This window comes from Streptomyces achromogenes subsp. achromogenes (assembly GCF_000720835.1).
In the GTDB taxonomy this organism is placed as follows: Bacteria; Actinomycetota; Actinomycetes; order Streptomycetales; family Streptomycetaceae; genus Streptomyces; species Streptomyces achromogenes.
In genome coordinates, this window is record NZ_JODT01000036.1 from 61,383 (window position 1) to 77,093 (window position 15,711).

General features: G+C 71.2%; 12 protein-coding genes and 3 pseudogenes. 9 read left to right on the top strand and 6 right to left on the bottom strand.

Features of this window, described 5'->3' with window-relative positions; all coding sequences use genetic code 11:
- Window positions 1-14: 14 nt before the first annotated feature.
- Both sufB and IH25_RS0130525 read right to left on the bottom strand, forming a co-directional pair.
- Complete coding sequence (gene sufB / locus IH25_RS0130520; RefSeq protein ID WP_030617898.1) at window positions 15-1,436, bottom strand: Fe-S cluster assembly protein SufB; 1,422 nt, start codon at window positions 1,434-1,436, stop codon at window positions 15-17.
- On the bottom strand, window positions 1,433-2,167 hold the full coding sequence (locus tag IH25_RS0130525; RefSeq protein ID WP_030617900.1) for a helix-turn-helix transcriptional regulator: 735 nt from the start codon (window positions 2,165-2,167) through the stop codon (window positions 1,433-1,435). Before IH25_RS0130525 ends, sufB begins: the two co-directional genes overlap by 4 nt.
- A 183-nt stretch (window positions 2,168-2,350) precedes the next feature.
- Between IH25_RS0130525 and IH25_RS0130530 the strand changes: the two genes are divergently transcribed.
- The 4 genes from IH25_RS0130530 to IH25_RS0130545 all read left to right on the top strand — a co-directional run bounded on the left by IH25_RS0130530 (window position 2,351) and on the right by IH25_RS0130545 (window position 6,052).
- A complete protein-coding gene (locus IH25_RS0130530; RefSeq protein ID WP_030617903.1) occupies window positions 2,351-3,166 on the top strand; it encodes an AAC(3) family N-acetyltransferase in 816 nt (271 codons plus the stop codon).
- Between the two features lie 30 nt (window positions 3,167-3,196).
- On the top strand, window positions 3,197-4,174 hold the full coding sequence (locus IH25_RS0130535; RefSeq protein WP_078844496.1) for an ABC transporter ATP-binding protein: 978 nt from the start codon (window positions 3,197-3,199) through the stop codon (window positions 4,172-4,174).
- 47 nt (window positions 4,175-4,221) lie between these two features.
- Window positions 4,222-4,938 carry an ABC transporter permease gene (locus IH25_RS0130540; protein WP_051754241.1) on the top strand — a complete coding sequence of 239 codons (717 nt, stop codon included), beginning with the start codon at window positions 4,222-4,224 and terminating at the stop codon, window positions 4,936-4,938.
- Window positions 4,939-5,041: 103 nt separating this feature from the next.
- Window positions 5,042-6,052 (top strand): COX15/CtaA family protein, encoded by a 1,011-nt coding sequence (locus IH25_RS0130545; RefSeq protein ID WP_030617912.1) that lies wholly within the window; start codon window positions 5,042-5,044, stop codon window positions 6,050-6,052.
- A 1-nt stretch (window position 6,053) separates the two neighbouring features.
- Here the strand turns inward: IH25_RS0130545 and IH25_RS0130550 are convergent, their stop codons facing one another.
- The 3 genes from IH25_RS0130550 to IH25_RS0130560 all read right to left on the bottom strand — a co-directional run bounded on the left by IH25_RS0130550 (window position 6,054) and on the right by IH25_RS0130560 (window position 8,394).
- Window positions 6,054-6,806 carry a nucleotidyltransferase domain-containing protein gene (locus IH25_RS0130550; protein WP_030617915.1) on the bottom strand — a complete coding sequence of 251 codons (753 nt, stop codon included), beginning with the start codon at window positions 6,804-6,806 and terminating at the stop codon, window positions 6,054-6,056.
- 208 nt (window positions 6,807-7,014) lie between these two features.
- Entirely contained in the window at window positions 7,015-7,335 is a 321-nt protein-coding gene (locus IH25_RS0130555; protein ID WP_030617918.1) for a hypothetical protein, read from the bottom strand.
- A gap of 69 nt (window positions 7,336-7,404) precedes the next feature.
- Window positions 7,405-8,394 (bottom strand): heme o synthase, encoded by a 990-nt coding sequence (locus IH25_RS0130560; protein ID WP_030617921.1) that lies wholly within the window; start codon window positions 8,392-8,394, stop codon window positions 7,405-7,407.
- Between the two features lie 451 nt (window positions 8,395-8,845).
- Here IH25_RS0130560 and IH25_RS37940 point away from each other — a divergent pair.
- The 5 genes and pseudogenes from IH25_RS37940 to pgl all read left to right on the top strand — a co-directional run bounded on the left by IH25_RS37940 (window position 8,846) and on the right by pgl (window position 15,201).
- Window positions 8,846-10,761: pseudogene (locus IH25_RS37940) on the top strand (transketolase family protein).
- A gap of 33 nt (window positions 10,762-10,794) precedes the next feature.
- Window positions 10,795-11,913, top strand: coding sequence for a transaldolase (gene tal, locus IH25_RS0130570; protein WP_030617922.1), 1,119 nt, complete (start codon window positions 10,795-10,797; stop codon window positions 11,911-11,913).
- Window position 11,914: 1 nt separating this feature from the next.
- Window positions 11,915-13,301, top strand: a pseudogene (locus IH25_RS37945) (glucose-6-phosphate dehydrogenase).
- Window positions 13,298-14,422 carry a glucose-6-phosphate dehydrogenase assembly protein OpcA gene (opcA, locus tag IH25_RS0130580; protein ID WP_030617925.1) on the top strand — a complete coding sequence of 375 codons (1,125 nt, stop codon included), beginning with the start codon at window positions 13,298-13,300 and terminating at the stop codon, window positions 14,420-14,422. Before IH25_RS37945 ends, opcA begins: the two are co-directional and overlap by 4 nt.
- Window positions 14,419-15,201, top strand: a complete 783-nt coding sequence (gene pgl / locus IH25_RS0130585) for a 6-phosphogluconolactonase (RefSeq protein ID WP_030617928.1) — start codon at window positions 14,419-14,421, stop codon at window positions 15,199-15,201. The genes opcA and pgl overlap by 4 nt, the downstream gene beginning before the upstream one ends.
- 86 nt (window positions 15,202-15,287) lie before the next feature.
- Here pgl and IH25_RS0130590 read toward each other — a convergent pair.
- Window positions 15,288-15,711, bottom strand: a pseudogene (locus IH25_RS0130590) (glucose-6-phosphate isomerase); the annotation flags it as partial.

Sequence of the window (15,711 nt, forward strand, 5' to 3'; positions counted from 1 at the left end):
GGAGGGGGGCGGCGTCAGCCGACCGCGCCCTCCATCTGCAGCTCGATCAGCCGGTTGAGCTCCAGCGCGTACTCCATGGGCAGCTCCTTGGCGATCGGCTCGACGAAGCCGCGCACGATCATCGCCATCGCCTCGTCCTCGGACAGACCGCGGCTCATCAGGTAGAAGAGCTGGTCCTCGGAGACCTTGGAGACGGTGGCCTCGTGGCCCATGGACACGTCGTCCTCGCGGACGTCGACGTACGGGTACGTGTCCGACCGGGAGATGGTGTCGACCAGCAGCGCGTCGCACAGCACGTTGGACTTGGAGCCGGCGGCGCCCTCGCCGATCTCGATCAGACCGCGGTAGGAGGTGCGGCCACCGCCGCGCGCCACGGACTTGGAGACGATGTTGGACGACGTGTTCGGCGCCATGTGGACCATCTTGGCGCCCGCGTCCTGGTGCTGGCCCTCGCCCGCGAAGGCGATGGACAGGGTCTCGCCCTTGGCGTGCTCGCCCATCAGGTAGACGGCCGGGTACTTCATCGTCACCTTGGAGCCGATGTTGCCGTCGACCCACTCCATGGTCGCGCCCTCGTAGGCGACGGCGCGCTTGGTGACCAGGTTGTAGACGTTGTTCGACCAGTTCTGGATGGTCGTGTAACGGCAGCGGGCGTTCTTCTTGACGATGATCTCGACGACCGCGGAGTGCAGCGAGTCGGACTTGTAGATCGGCGCCGTGCAGCCCTCGACGTAGTGCACGTAGGCACCCTCGTCGACGATGATCAGGGTCCGCTCGAACTGGCCCATGTTCTCCGTGTTGATGCGGAAGTAGGCCTGGAGCGGGATCTCGACGTGCACGCCCTTCGGCACGTAGATGAAGGAGCCGCCGGACCACACGGCGGTGTTCAGCGCGGCGAACTTGTTGTCGCCGGCCGGGATGACCGTGCCGAAGTACTCCTTGAAGAGCTCCGGGTGCTCCTTCAGCGCGGTGTCGGTGTCCAGGAAGATGACACCCTGCTCCTCCAGGTCCTCGCGGATCTGGTGGTAGACGACCTCGGACTCGTACTGGGCGGCGACACCGGCGACCAGGCGCTGCTTCTCGGCCTCCGGGATGCCCAGCTTGTCGTAGGTGTTCTTGATGTCCTCGGGCAGGTCCTCCCAGGACTCCGCCTGCTTCTCCGTGGAGCGCACGAAGTACTTGATGTTGTCGAAGTCGATGCCCGAGAGGTCGGAGCCCCAGTTCGGCATCGGCTTCTTCTCGAAGAGCTTCAGGCCCTTCAGGCGCAGCTTGGTCATCCACTCCGGCTCCGACTTCTTGTCGGAGATGTCGCGGACGACCTCCTCGCTCAGGCCACGCCTGGCGGAGGCACCGGCCACGTCCGAGTCGGCCCAGCCGTATTCGTACTTGCCCAGGCCCTCCAGCTCAGGGTGGGCAGTCTCCGTGGGGAGAGTCATGCGGGGTTCCTCCCGGCCGTGCTTGCAGGTGCGTCAGTGGAAATCTTGGGGATGAACGTCGTGCAGACGCCGTCGCCGTGCGCGATGGTCGCCAGTCGCTGGACGTGGGTGCCCAGCAGCTCCGCGAAGATCTCCGTCTCCGCCTCGCACAGCTGCGGGAACTGTTCCGCGACGTGGGCGACCGGGCAGTGGTGCTGGCAGAGCTGCTCGCCGACCGGTGCGCTGCGCGCCGTAGCAGCGTACCCGTCCGCGCTCAGGGCCTTGGCCAGTGCTTCGGCGCGCTTGTCCGGGGTCGCGGCCTCGATCGCACGGCGGTACGCGCCGGCCTGGGCGGCGACCCGGGCGCGGGCGAAGGCGGCGACCGCCTCGGGGCCGCCCTCCCGCTCGGCGATCCAGCGGAGCGCGTCCGCGGCGAGCTTGTCGTAGGACTGGTCGAAGGCGTCCCGGCCGCAGTCGGTGAGCGCGAAGACCTTGGCGGGGCGGCCACGCGTGCGCGTGCCGTACACCCGCTGCTCGCGGGCCTCCACGACGTCGTCGGCGACCAGCGCGTCCAGATGGCGCCGGACGGCCGCCTGGGTCAGTCCCAGCCGGCCGGCGAGTTCGGCGACGGTCGACGGCCCGTGGTCCAGGATGGAGCGCGCGACGCGGTTGCGCGTGGAGCGCTCACCGGTCGCCAGCTCCTCCTGAGGGGCCCCCGTGGGGGTCTCCCGAGCTTCGCCGACGTTTTTCACAACGCCATTGTTGCGTAATTCCGAGGAGCCTGACAAGCGAGGTCCGGATCATCAGGCGGTGCCCTGCGTCACTTAGGCATACCTAATCTGACCTGGGGAAACGATCTTCTGCTGATCATTTCAAATGGTCACCGCGGCCCTGTCGGTGGCGCCCGGAAGCCGCGTCCGGAAGACTCCACAACCATGCCCACACCCCCTCCGACCGGCCCACTTGTCACCCGGGACACCCTCGCCACAGGTCTGCGCCTGCTCGGCGTCGAGAGCGGCGAGACCCTGCTCGCGCACTCCTCACTCAGCTCACTCGGTTGGGTGAACGGAGGCGCCGTAGCGGTTGTCCAGGGACTCCTCGACGCGCTCGGCCCCGCCGGCACCCTCGTCGTCCCCACCCAGACCGGCGACCAGTCCGACCCGGCCCTGTGGGAGAACCCGCCGGTGCCCCGGGAGTGGTGGGACCGAATCCGCGCCACCATGCCCCCGTACGACCCCCTGATCACCCCCTCGCTCGGGGTCGGCGTGATCCCCGAGACCGTGCGGACCTGGCCCGGCGCCCTGCGCAGCGCCCACCCGCAGACCTCCTTCGCCGCGCTCGGCCCCCGCGCACGCGAGATCACCGAGGGCCACGCCCCGGACTGCCGGCTGGGCGAGCGCAGCCCGCTGGCCAAGCTGGAGAAGCTGGGCGCCCGGGTGCTGCTGCTCGGCGCGGGCTACGACTCCTGCACCGCCTTCCACCTGGCCGAGTACCGGATACCCGCCCCGCGCGTGGAGGTCGGCCGGCCCGCTCCCGGCGGCGGCTGGGAGACGGTGGTCGAGGTGTCGATCACCTCGGACCGGTTCGACGCGCTCGGACGCGACTTCGAACGGGACCGGCCGGTCGTCCGCGGCCGGGTCGGCGGCGCGGACGCCCGGCTGTTCCCGGTGGCGGACGCCGTGGCCTACGCCGAGCGGTGGCTCGAGGCGCACCGGCCACGGGAGGGGGACTTCCCGCACCCGCCCGTCTGAACCGCGCGCGCTCTCCCTACACTCGGGCCCATGCGAAGTAAGCCCGCCCGCCCGTCTCCCGACCACCACCCCTCAGGGAGACGCTTCGCGTCGCATCCGCTCATCGAGGTAGCGGCCCTGGTGAAGCGGTACGGCACGAAGACCGCGGTGGACGGCCTCGACCTGGTGGCCGGGCCGGGCGTGACCGCCGTACTCGGCCCGAACGGCGCCGGGAAGACGACCACGGTCGAAACCTGCGAGGGGTACCGGAGGCCGGATTCCGGCACGGTGCGCGTCCTGGGCCTCGACCCGGTCCGGCAGGCCGCCGAGCTGCGGCCCCGCATCGGCGTGATGCTCCAGTCCGGCGGCGTGTACTCCGGCGCCCGCGCCGAGGAGATGCTCCGGCACGTGGCGAAGCTGCACGCGCACCCGCTCGACGTCGACGCCCTCGTCGAACGCCTCGGCCTCGGCTCCTGCGGCCGGACGAGCTACCGCCGGCTCTCCGGCGGCCAGCAGCAGCGGCTCGCGCTCGCCATGGCCGTCGTGGGCCGCCCGGAACTGGTGTTCCTGGACGAGCCCACCGCCGGCCTCGACCCGCAGGCCCGCCGGGCCACCTGGGACCTGGTGCGGGACCTGCGCGCCGACGGCGTCTCGGTGATCCTCACCACGCACCACATGGACGAGGCCGAACAGCTCGCCGACGACGTGGCGATCATCGACGGCGGCCGGGTCATCGCCCAGGGCTCCCCGGAGGAGCTGTGCAAGGGCGGCGCCGAGAACACCCTTCGCTTCACCGGCCGCCCCGGCCTCGACATCGCCTCGCTGCTCAAGGCGCTCCCGGCCGACTGCGCGGCCGCCGAGCTGACCCCGGGCGGCTACCGGGTGACCGGCAAGGTCGACCCCCAGCTGCTGGCCACGGTGACCTCCTGGTGCGCCCAGCACGGGGTGATGCCCGACCGGATCTCGGTGGAGCGGCACACGCTGGAGGACGTCTTCCTGGAGCTGACCGGCAAGGAGCTGCGCTCGTGACCACGGGTACGTACACGCCGAAACCCGGAGCGGCCCCGCTCCCCCGCATGATCGCGGCGCAGGCGGCGCTGGAGACGAGGATGCTGCTGCGCAACGGCGAGCAGCTGCTGCTGACGGTCGTGATCCCGACCCTGCTGCTGACGCTCTTCAGCTCGGTCGACATCGTGGACACCGGCAAAGGCGAGGCGGTCGACTTCCTCGCCCCCGGCGTGCTGGCGCTGGCCGTGATGTCGACGGCGTTCACCGGGCAGGCCATCGCCACGGGCTTCGAGCGCCGCTACGGCGTGCTCAAGCGGCTCGCCTCCTCGCCGCTGCCGCGCTGGGGCCTGATGACCGCGAAGACGGCGTCCGTGCTGGTCACGGAGGTCCTCCAGGTGGTCCTGCTGACCGTGATCGCCTTCGCGCTGGGCTGGTCCCCGCACGGCAACCCGGCCGCCGTGGTGCTGCTGCTCGTGGTCGGCACCGCCGCCTTCTCCGGGCTCGGCCTGCTGATGGCGGGCACCCTGAAGGCGGAGGCGACACTGGCCGCCGCCAATCTGGTCTTCCTGCTGCTGCTGGTGGGCGGCGGGGTGATCGTGCCGCTGGAGAAGTTCGGTTCGGCGGGCGAGCGGATCCTGGGCCTGCTGCCCATCTCGGCCCTCTCCGACGGCCTGCGGGACGTGCTCCAGCACGGCGCCGGCATGCCCTGGGGCGACCTGGGCATCCTTGCCGCCTGGGCGGTCGTCGGCCTCGCCGCGGCCGGACGGTTCTTCCGCTGGGAGTGACTCCCCCGTGGGCGGGAGCCCCGTCGGCGGCTGACCCTCCCGTGAGCGGGGACACCCCCGTCGGAGTGACCCTCGTGAACGCGTGCACAAGCGGCGGCCTACGATGGTGCGCGTGCCTACGCTGAACCGCGCCGACGCCGAAGCCGCCCTGCGCAATCCGCTCGCCTTCATCGCCGACCGCTGGACCCCGGACCCCCGGACCGTCCGGCGGGCGGCCCTCGCCGCGCTCGTCATGTCGGTGGTCATCGTGGTCACCGGCGGCGCCGTCCGCCTGACCGGCTCGGGCCTCGGCTGCCCGACCTGGCCCACCTGCACCGACGACTCGCTGACCACCACCCGGGCCATGGGCTTCCACGGGATCATCGAGTTCGGCAACCGCATGCTGACGTACGTGCTGTGCGCCGCCGTCGGCTGGGCGATCATCGCCGCGCGCTCCGAGAAGCCGTGGCGGCGCAGCCTGACCCGGCTGGGCTGGGCCCAGTTCTGGGTCGTCATGGGCAACGCCGTGCTCGGCGGCATCGTCGTCCTGGTCGGCCTCAACCCGTACACGGTCGCCGCGCACTTCCTGCTCTCCACGGCCCTGATCGCCATCGCGACGGTTATGTGGCAGCGCACCCGGGAGGGCGACGAGGCCCCGCGTCCGCTGGTCGGCAAGGCGGTGGTGCAGCTGGTGTGGTTCCTGGTGGCCGCGTCCGCGCTGCTCATCGCGGTCGGCACGGTGGTGACCGGGGCCGGGCCGCACGCCGGCGACTCCAGCGAGGTCGCCCGCATCCCCATCGACTGGGAGACCGTCTCCAAGCTGCACGCGGTCCTCGCCTGGATCGTGGTCACGCTGACGTTCGCGCTGTGGTTCGTGCTGAAGGCCGTCGACGCGCCGAAGGCCCCACTGGCCCGTACCCGGGAGCTGTTCCTCATCCTGCTGTGCCAGGGGGCCATCGGCTACGTCCAGTACTTCACCCACCTCCCGGAGGCCCTGGTGGCCGCCCACATGCTCGGCTCCACGGTGATGTGGATCTGGGTGCTGCGGGTGCTGCTGGCGCTGCGCGAGCGCCCCGAGGCCCCGCAGGACCTGCCGGTGCCCACGGCCGAGGTGACGGTCGGCTCGCGGGCCTGAGTCATCCGGCGCCCGCGACCAGGGCGTCGATCGCCGGCCCCAGAAAGGCCCGGGTCGCCCCGGCCCGCCGGGCAATCCAGTCCGGGTCCGGACCGGAGGAGGCGGCGGCGGCGGCGCCCTCGTACCGCCGGCGGGCGATGTCCGCGACGACCTCCGCGGGCGCGCCGAGGGCCGGCAGCTCGGTCAGGGCCTCCCGCTTGGAGATCAGCCGCCCCTCGCGCAGGGTCACGGTGGCCCGGGCGAAGGTCAGCAGCCCCAGGTCCACCCAGACGTCCTGCCGCCACAGCGGGGCCTTGTCCACCGCCGGCCGCCAGAAGTCGCGCTGATCGCGCACCACGAAACCGCGCAGCTGCTCCCGCTCCACCGGCGGCAGCAGCCCGCCCGGAGGCTCCCCGTACAGGACCCGGCCGAACTCGTGCAGCTCGCTCCGGGTGACGGGGGTGACCGGGCGGCGCAGCAGCCCGCCGTGCGCCCAGGTGAGGTGCGGGCGGTCCGGGTCGTCCAGGGTGGCCGGGGTGAGGTAGGAGCAGTGGAGCTTCGCCGCGAGGGGGCGCTCGCGGAGCCTGCTGTGCAGGGTGGCGACCCGCCAGGCGTGTCCCGGGTGGAGCGGACCGGGCAGTACGGCGACGAGGTCCAGGTCGCTGCGCCCCTCCTGGTAGTCGCCGCCGGCCAGGGAGCCGTGCGCCCAGACGGCGCGGGGCCGCAGCGGCAGCAGGGCCGCCAGGAAATCGTCGAGCAGGGAAGCGGTCGTCATCCGCCCAGTCTCGTCGGCCCGCCGGAGCCTGTACATCGCGGCGCACGCGTCGCCCCCGCGATCCGGCCGGGCCACAGGCCGGGCTTCCCGGAGGCGGGCAGGCGCCGACGGCGTACGGCTCGGGCAGGCCCCGGCACCGGTTTGGAGCAAGAGCCCGCTTACCGAAGCGCGCCCCGCGGCGAAGCCGCGGGGCGCCGGAGCGGGCCGGTCAGCCGCCGACCTGGATGCCGGCCATCCGCTTCCACTCGTACGGCCCCGTGGTGACCTTGGCGGCGAACTCGCCGTCGAAGGACTCGTGGACCGTGATGCCGGACTTGGCCACCGCCTGCTCGGCGATGGCGTACGTGGGGGCCACCAGGTCGCCCCAGCCGCCGTCCTCGCCGACGAGAACGATGCGGGCGCCGCGTTCGCCGATGTGGGCCACCTGGCCCTCCGCGCCGCCGTGCGCCTTGGCGAAGGCGCTGATCCGGTGGGCGAGCCGGGACACCGTGCGCTCGGCCCTCGCGTCAACCTGCTGCGTGTCTGCCATGCCCAGGATGCTACTCACCGGTAGATCGACTGGCGAGAGCGGGTCGCTGTGACGTACGCCCGGTGCGGCTCAGCGCAGGAACGGGTCCACCGCGACCGCCACGAACAGCAGCGACACATAGGTGATCGACCAGTGGAAGAGCCGCATCTCCTTCAGCTTCGTGCCCGTGGCCTCGGCCTTGGCACGGTTCTGCAGCGCGTGCGCCTCCCACAGCCACCAGCCGCCCGCCGCGAGGGCGACGGCCGTGTAGAACCAGCCGGTGTAGCCGAGCGGGGTCAGCAGCAGGGAGACGACGACCATCACCCAGCTGTAGATGACGATCTGCTTGGCGACCACCTTGTTGGAGGCGATGACCGGCAGCATCGGCACGCCCACGCGCGCGTAGTCCTCCTTGACCTTCATGGACAGCGGCCAGTAGTGCGGCGGCGTCCAGAAGAACATGACGAGGAAGAGGATGACCGGCGCCCACGACAGCGAGTTCGTCACGGACGACCAGCCGATGAGCACCGGCATGCAGCCCGCGATGCCGCCCCACACGATGTTCTGCGACGTGCGCCGCTTGAGGATCATCGTGTAGACGACGACGTAGAAGAGGAGCGCCCCGAGTGACAGCCAGGCGCTCAGCCAGTTGACGGTGAGCCCGAACAGCAGCGTCGAGACGACCGCCAGGGTGATGCCGAACGCCATGCACTCGCGCGGACTGACCATCCCGGTCACCAGCGGGCGCTGGGAGGTGCGGTCCATCAGGGCGTCGATGTCCCGGTCGATGTACATGTTGAGCGCGTTGGCGCCGCCCGCCGACAGATAGCCGCCGAGGCAGGTGAGCAGGACCAGCTTCAGGTCGGGCACACCCTGCTGCGCCAGGAACATCACCGGAACGGTGGTGATGAGGAGAAGCTCGATGATCCGTGGCTTGGTCAGCGCCACGAACGCCTTGACACGGGCCCCCCACGGCCGGTGAACCGGGCCCTGGCTCGCACCACCGAGCACACCCTCCCCCAGGGCCTTGAGGGCCTGGGAGGGACCCCCAGGACGGGATTCGACGGCCGTCACGCACACCCCTGACAGAGACATCCCAGCGAGCCTCCCCGCCGGACACTCCGGGTGACGGCTCGCGCGTACCACGCCACTTTAGACGTTGCCCATACCCCGGCCTTCGCGGGGGTGGGGTCGTGTTGGCGGGGCCCTGCGTACACACGTGCGCGGCCTCGCTCGGACGCGCTGGAAAAGGCATGATCCGAAGCGTGATCCAAAGGGTGATCCTCCGTGCGCGGGAAAGCTCTCCTGAGCGGTCAGATGAGCGGGTCCGTATTCATGTGCCGAATGCCGTTCCGCCCAGTCGGGAGGCGGATCCCGGCGACTCCCGGCAGTCTTGAAACACTCGAAAAAACGCACGTCCTCACGGGGGTAGGCTCGACAACGACCGGCGGGCGACAAGCCCCTCGGCGGCCGGTTCTGGCGTATGCCCGACGACCGGCGACCGACATGTGGAGAGGAGCCCTGACCCAGGGTGAGCACCAAGCCGACCACCACAGACCTTGAGTGGACCGAGCTGGACCAGCGGGCCGTGGACACCGCCCGTGTCCTGGCCGCAGACGCCGTACAGAAGGTCGGCAACGGCCATCCCGGTACGGCGATGAGCCTGGCCCCCGCCGCCTACACCCTCTTCCAGAAGGTGATGCGGCACGACCCGGCCGACCCGGAGTGGGTCGGGCGCGACCGCTTCGTGCTGTCCGCCGGCCACTCGTCCCTGACCCTCTACACCCAGCTCTACCTGGCCGGCTTCGGCCTGGAGCTGGACGATCTGAAGGCCTTCCGGACGTGGGGTTCGAAGACCCCGGGCCACCCGGAGTACGGACACACCAAGGGTGTGGAGACCACCACCGGCCCGCTGGGCCAGGGTGTGGCCAACGCGGTGGGCATGGCGATGGCCGCCCGCTACGAACGCGGTCTGTTCGACCCGGACGCGCCGGCCGGCGAGTCCCCCTTCGACCACTTCGTCTACTGCATCGCCGGTGACGGCTGCCTCCAGGAGGGCATCGCCGCCGAGGCGTCCTCGCTGGCCGGCCACCAGAAGCTGGGCAACCTGGTCCTGCTGTGGGACGACAACCACATCTCGATCGAGGGCGACACCGAGACGGCCGTCTCCGAGGACACCGTCAAGCGGTACGAGGCCTACGGCTGGCACGTGCAGCGGGTGGAGGCCCAGGAGAACGGCGACCTGGACCCGGCGGCGATCTACGCCGCGATCCAGGAGGCCAAGCGGGTCACCGACCGGCCGTCCTTCATCGCGATGCGCTCGATCATCGCCTGGCCGGCCCCGAACGCGCAGAACACCGAGGCCGCGCACGGCTCGGCGCTGGGTGACGAGGAGGTCGCGGCCACCAAGCGCGTCCTCGGCTTCGACCCGGAGAAGTCGTTCGAGGTCGCCGACGAGGTCATCGGCCACACCCGCAAGGCGCTGGAGCGCGGCGCCCAGGCGAAGGCCGAGTGGGAGAAGTCCCTCCAGGTCTGGCGCGAGGCCAACCCGGAGCGGGCCGCCGAGTTCGACCGGATCGCGGCGGGCGAGCTGCCCACCGGCTGGGAGGAGAAGCTCCCGGTCTTCGAGCCCGGCAAGGCCGTGGCCACCCGTGCCGCGTCCGGCAAGGTGCTCCAGGCGCTCGGCGCGGTGATCCCCGAGCTGTGGGGCGGCTCCGCCGACCTGGCCGGCTCGAACAACACCACCATCGACAAGGACAGCTCGTTCCTGCCCGCGGGCAACCCGCTGCCGGAGGCCAACCCGTACGGCCGTACGATCCACTTCGGCATCCGCGAGCACTCCATGGGCGCCGAGATCAACGGCATCGCCCTGCACGGCAACACCCGGATCTACGGCGGCACCTTCCTCGTCTTCTCCGACTACATGCGCAACGCCGTGCGCCTGTCGGCCCTGATGCACCTGCCGGTGACGTACGTGTGGACGCACGACTCCATCGGCCTCGGCGAGGACGGCCCCACCCACCAGCCGGTCGAGCACCTGGCCTCGCTGCGCGCCATCACGTCCTGTTCGAGGCCGAGGGCGGCGAACCCCAGGTGATCCTGATCGCCACCGGTTCCGAGGTGCACGTGGCCGTCGAGGCGCGCGAGCGGCTCCAGGCCGAGGGCGTGCCCACCCGCGTGGTGTCGATGCCGTCCGTGGAGTGGTTCGAGCAGCAGGACCGGGGGTACCGGGACTCCGTGCTGCCGCCGTCCGTCAAGGCCCGTGTCGCCGTGGAGGCGGGCATCGGCCTGACCTGGCACAAGTACGTGGGGGACGCCGGCCGCATCGTTTCCCTGGAGCACTTCGGCGCTTCCGCCGACGGCAAGCTGCTCTTCCGCGAATTCGGCTTCACTGCGGAGAACGTGGCCGCCAAGGCGCGGGAATCCCTCGCCGACGCCCAGCGCTGACGCCCATATACGACACGTAGGAGATGTAATTCCATGACAGACGCACTCAAGCGCCTCTCCGAAGAAGGCGTCGCGATCTGGCTGGACGACCTGTCGCGCAAGCGGATCACGTCCGGCAATCTCGCCGAGCTGATCGACCAGCAGCACGTCGTGGGCGTCACCACCAATCCGACGATCTTCCAGAAGGCGATCTCCCAGGGCGACGGCTACGACCGGCAGCTGTCGGACCTCGCCGCCCGCAAGGTCACCGTCGAAGAGGCCATCCGCATGATCACCACGGCGGACGTCCGCGACGCCGCCGACATCCTGCGCCCGGTCTTCGACGCCACCGGCGGCCAGGACGGCCGGGTCTCCATCGAGGTCGACCCGCGCCTGGCCCACAACGAGCACGCCACCGTCGCCGAGGCCAAGCAGCTGGCCTGGCTGGTGGACCGCCCGAACACCCTCATCAAGATCCCGGCCACCATGGCGGGCATTCCGGCGATCTCCGAGGTCATCGGCCTCGGCATCAGCGTCAACGTCACGCTGATCTTCTCGCTGGAGCGCTACCGGGCCGTCATGGACGCGTACCTGACCGGCCTGGAGAAGGCGAAGGAGCGGGGTCTGGACCTGTCCAAGATCCACTCCGTGGCGTCCTTCTTCGTCTCCCGTGTGGACACGGAGATCGACAAGCGCCTGGACGGCATCGGCACCGACGAGGCCAAGGCGCTGCGCGGCAAGGCCGCTCTCGCCAACGCCCGGCTCGCCTACCAGGCGTACGAGGAGGTCTTCTCCTCCGACCGCTGGACGGCGCTGGAGCGCGCGGGCGCGAACAAGCAGCGTCCGCTGTGGGCGTCGACCGGTGTGAAGGACCCGGCGTACCCGGACACCCTGTACGTCACCGAGCTGGTCGCGCCGAACACGGTCAACACCATGCCGGAGGCCACCCTGGAGGCCACCGACGACCACGGCGAGATCACCGGCGACACCGTCTCCGGCACCTACGAGCAGGCGCGCGCCGACCTCGACGCGCTGGAGCGGCTCGGCATCTCGTACGACGATGTCGTGCAGGTGCTGGAGGAGGAGGGCGTCGAGAAGTTCGAGGCGTCCTGGAACGACCTGCTGAAGTCGACCCAGGCGGAGCTCGAGCGCCTTGCCCCCTCGGAGGGCTGAGTTGTCACCCGTTTCCGGTTCCGGAGCGAACCCGCTTCGTGACCCGGCCGACCGACGGCTCCCGCGCATCGCGGGGCCGTCGGGCCTGGTCATCTTCGGCGTCACCGGCGACCTGTCCCGCAAGAAGCTGATGCCCGCGGTGTACGACCTCGCCAACCGGGGTCTGCTGCCGCCGGGCTTCTCCCTGGTGGGCTTCGCCCGCCGCGACTGGGAGCACGAGGACTTCGCCCAGGTCGTGCACGACGCCGTCAAGGAGCACTCGCGCACCCCGTTCCGCGAGGAGGTCTGGCAGCAGCTCATCCAGGGGATGCGCTTCGTCCAGGGCACCTTCGACGACGACGAGGCATTCGAGCGGCTGCGCGCCACCATCGACGAGCTGGACAAGGCACAGGGCACGGGCGGCAACTTCGCCTTCTACCTCTCGGTGCCCCCGCGCTCCTTCCCGGTGGTCATCCAGCAGCTGAAGAAGCACGGCCTGGCCGATCAGAGCGGCGGTTCCTGGCGGCGCGCGGTCATCGAGAAGCCGTTCGGCCACGACCTGGCGTCGGCCGAGGAGCTCAACAAGGTCGTGCACGAGGTGTTCGAGCCGGACCAGGTGTTCCGGATCGACCACTACCTCGGCAAGGAGACCGTCCAGAACATCCTGGCGCTGCGCTTCGCCAACCAGATGTTCGAACCGATCTGGAACCGGTCCTTCGTGGACCACGTGCAGATCACCATGGCCGAGGACATCGGCATCGGCGGCCGGGCCGGCTACTACGACGGCATCGGCGCCGCCCGCGACGTCATCCAGAACCACGCAGGGCGGCGAGAAGGTCATCGGCTACCTCGAAGAGGAGGGCATCGACCCGAAGTCGAAGACCGACACCTACGCCGCGGTCAAGCTGGAGATAGACAACCGCCGCTGGGCGGGCGTCCCCTTCTACCTGCGCACCGGCAAGCGGCTGGGCCGCCGGGTCACCGAGATCGCGGTGGTCTTCCAGCGGGCCCCGCACTCCCCGTTCGACACCACGGCGACGGAGGAGCTGGGCCAGAACGCCATCGTCATCCGGGTCCAGCCCGACGAGGGCGTCACGGTCCGCTTCGGCTCCAAGGTGCCGGGCACCTCCATGGAGATCCGGGACGTGTCCATGGACTTCGCCTACGGCGAGTCGTTCACGGAGTCGAGCCCGGAGGCGTACGAGCGGCTCATCCTGGACGTGCTGCTCGGCGACGCCAACCTCTTCCCGCGCACGGAGGAGGTCGAGCTGTCCTGGAAGATCCTCGACCCGATCGAGGAGTACTGGGACAAGCACGGCAGGCCCGCGCAGTACAAGTCGGGCACCTGGGGTCCGGTGGAAGCGGACGAGATGCTCGCACGAGACGGACGGAGCTGGCGCCGGCCATGAAGATAGATCTGACCGACACCACCGCCGGAGAGATCAACAAGGCGCTCGTGCGGGGCCGCCGCGCCATCGGCACCCCCGCCGTCGGCATGGTCCTGACCCTCGTCATCGTCACCGACGAGGAAAACGCCTACGACGCCCTGAAGGCCGCCAACGACGCCTCGCGCGAGCACCCCTCGCGCACGCTCGTCGTGATCAAGCGGGTCTCCCGCGGCCCGCGCGACCGCACCGCCTCACGGCTGGACGCCGAGGTGCGGGTGGGCGCGGACGCGGGCACCGGCGAGACGGTGGTCCTGCGGCTGTACGGCGAGATCGTCGAGCACGCCGACTCGGTGGTCCTGCCGCTGCTGCTGCCGGACGCCCCGGTCGTCGTGTGGTGGCCGGTGAACGCGCCGCTCGACCCGGCGAAGGACCCGCTGGGCGCGCTCGCCCAGCGCCGGGTCACCGACAGCTACGCCGCCGAGCAGCCGGTGCGCGAGCTGGCCGCCCGGGCCGCGGCCTACACGCCCGGCGACACCGACCTGTCCTGGACCCGGATCACGCCGTGGCGCTCGATGCTGGCCGCCGCCCTGGACCAGGTCGACTGCGAGGTGCGGGGCGTCGAGGTGGAGGGCGAGGAGTTCAACCCGAGCTGTGAGCTGCTGGCGATGTGGCTCGCGGACCGGCTGGACGTCCCCGTCCGGCGCTCCCCGTCCACCGGCCCGGGGCTCACCGCCGTCCGGCTGGACACCAGCCGGGGTCCGATCACCCTGGACCGCGCGGACGGCTCGCTGGCCACGCTCGCCATCGAGGGCCAGCCGGCCCGCGCGGTGGCGCTGAAGCGGCGGGACACCGCCGAGCTGATCGCGGAGGAGCTGCGCCGGCTGGACCCGGACGACACCTACGCGTCGGCGCTGCGCTACGGCGTGGAGCGGCTGGGCGCGGTGCCGAAGCAGTCCGCCGAGGCCCCGGCCGAAACGGCCACCGCTGAGGCGTCCGAACCGGTCACCGAACCGGCCACCGCGGAGGCGGCCGAGCCGGTCGCCGCGCCCGAGCCGGTGGAGGAGGCGGCCAAGGCCCCCGCGAAGAAGGCGGCGGCCAAGAGCGCCAAGAAGGCCCCGGCGAGGAAGGCGGCGGCGAAGTGAGCACACCGCAGCTGGTCGTCCACCACGACAAGGAGCTGATGGCGCAGGCCGCCGCGGCCCGCCTGATCACGAAGATCGTGGACGCGCAGGCCTCCCGGGGCACCGCGTCCGTGGTCCTCACCGGCGGCCGCAACGGCAACGGGCTGCTGGCCGCGCTGGCGGCGGCGCCCGCCCGGGACGCCATCGACTGGGGCCGGCTGGACCTGTGGTGGGGTGACGAGCGCTTCCTCCCCGAGGGCGACCCCGAGCGCAATGTCACCCAGGCCCGCGAGGCGCTGCTGGACTCCGTTCCGCTGGACCCGGAGCGGGTGCACGCCATGCCCGCCTCCGACGGCCCGTACGGCACGGACGTCGAGGCGGCGGCCGAGGCGTACGCGGCGGAGCTGGCCAAGGCGGCCGGACCGGAGAACCACGGCCCGGTGCCCGCCTTCGACGTGCTCATGCTGGGCGTCGGCCCGGACACCCATGTGGCCTCGCTCTTCCCGGAGCTGCCGGCCGTACGGGAGACCGAGCGCACGGTGGTCGGCGTGCACGGCGCGCCCAAGCCGCCGCCCACCCGGGTCACCCTCACCCTGCCGGCGATCCGCGCCGCCCGCGAGGTCTGGCTCCTCGCGGCCGGCGAGGACAAGGCGGAGGCCGCGGCCATCGCCCTGTCCGGCGCGGGCGAGATCCAGGCCCCGGCGGCGGGCGCGTACGGCACCCGGCGCACCCTGTGGCTGCTGGACTCCGCCGCGGCCTCGCAGCTGCCGCGGTCGCTGTATCCGCCGGCGTCGCCGTGAGCCGCGGGCGGCATCCTGCGACACGGGAGTGAACGGCAGGCGGCGGGGGCTTTCGCCCCCGCCGTCTTCCGTTTCCGCTCCTTGGTTCAGCTCCGGCCGCGCAGCTCCCGGTACGTGGCGACCAGCGCCTTCGTGGACGCGTCCAGGCCGGGGACGTCGGCGCCCTCGGTGAGGGCGGGTTCGACCCGCTTGGCGAGGACCTTGCCCAGCTCCACGCCCCACTGGTCGAAGGAGTCGATGTTCCACTGCGGGATCAGTCCCTCCGGCACGCCCTCCTCGCGGACCTCCTCGGCGGTCTTGCCGAAGGCCAGCGCCTGGGTCTGGGCGAAGAAGTTGGCCATCAACAGGTCGTGCTGGGCCTTGAGTTCCTCGCTCAGTTCCCCGACGGGCCGGGCGAAGCCGATGAAGTCCGCCGGGATCAGCTTGGTGCCCTGGTGGATCAACTGGTAGTAGGCGTGCTGCCCGTTGGTGCCGGGCGTGCCCCAGACCACCGGCCCGGTCTGCCAGTCC

Excerpts from the sequence above, each read along its gene's own strand:
- sufB (WP_030617898.1), bottom strand. The coding sequence starts at position 1,436 with ATGACTCTCCCCACGGAGACTGCCCACCCTGAGCTGGAGGGCCTGGGC.
- IH25_RS0130530 (WP_030617903.1), top strand. The coding sequence starts at position 2,351 with ATGCCCACACCCCCTCCGACCGGCCCACTTGTCACCCGGGACACCCTC.
- IH25_RS0130535 (WP_078844496.1), top strand. The coding sequence starts at position 3,197 with ATGCGAAGTAAGCCCGCCCGCCCGTCTCCCGACCACCACCCCTCAGGG.
- IH25_RS0130540 (WP_051754241.1), top strand. The coding sequence starts at position 4,222 with ATGATCGCGGCGCAGGCGGCGCTGGAGACGAGGATGCTGCTGCGCAAC.
- IH25_RS0130545 (WP_030617912.1), top strand. The coding sequence starts at position 5,042 with ATGGTGCGCGTGCCTACGCTGAACCGCGCCGACGCCGAAGCCGCCCTG.
- IH25_RS0130550 (WP_030617915.1), bottom strand. The coding sequence starts at position 6,806 with ATGACGACCGCTTCCCTGCTCGACGATTTCCTGGCGGCCCTGCTGCCG.
- IH25_RS0130555 (WP_030617918.1), bottom strand. The coding sequence starts at position 7,335 with ATGGCAGACACGCAGCAGGTTGACGCGAGGGCCGAGCGCACGGTGTCC.
- tal (WP_030617922.1), top strand. The coding sequence starts at position 10,795 with ATGACAGACGCACTCAAGCGCCTCTCCGAAGAAGGCGTCGCGATCTGG.
- opcA (WP_030617925.1), top strand. The coding sequence starts at position 13,298 with ATGAAGATAGATCTGACCGACACCACCGCCGGAGAGATCAACAAGGCG.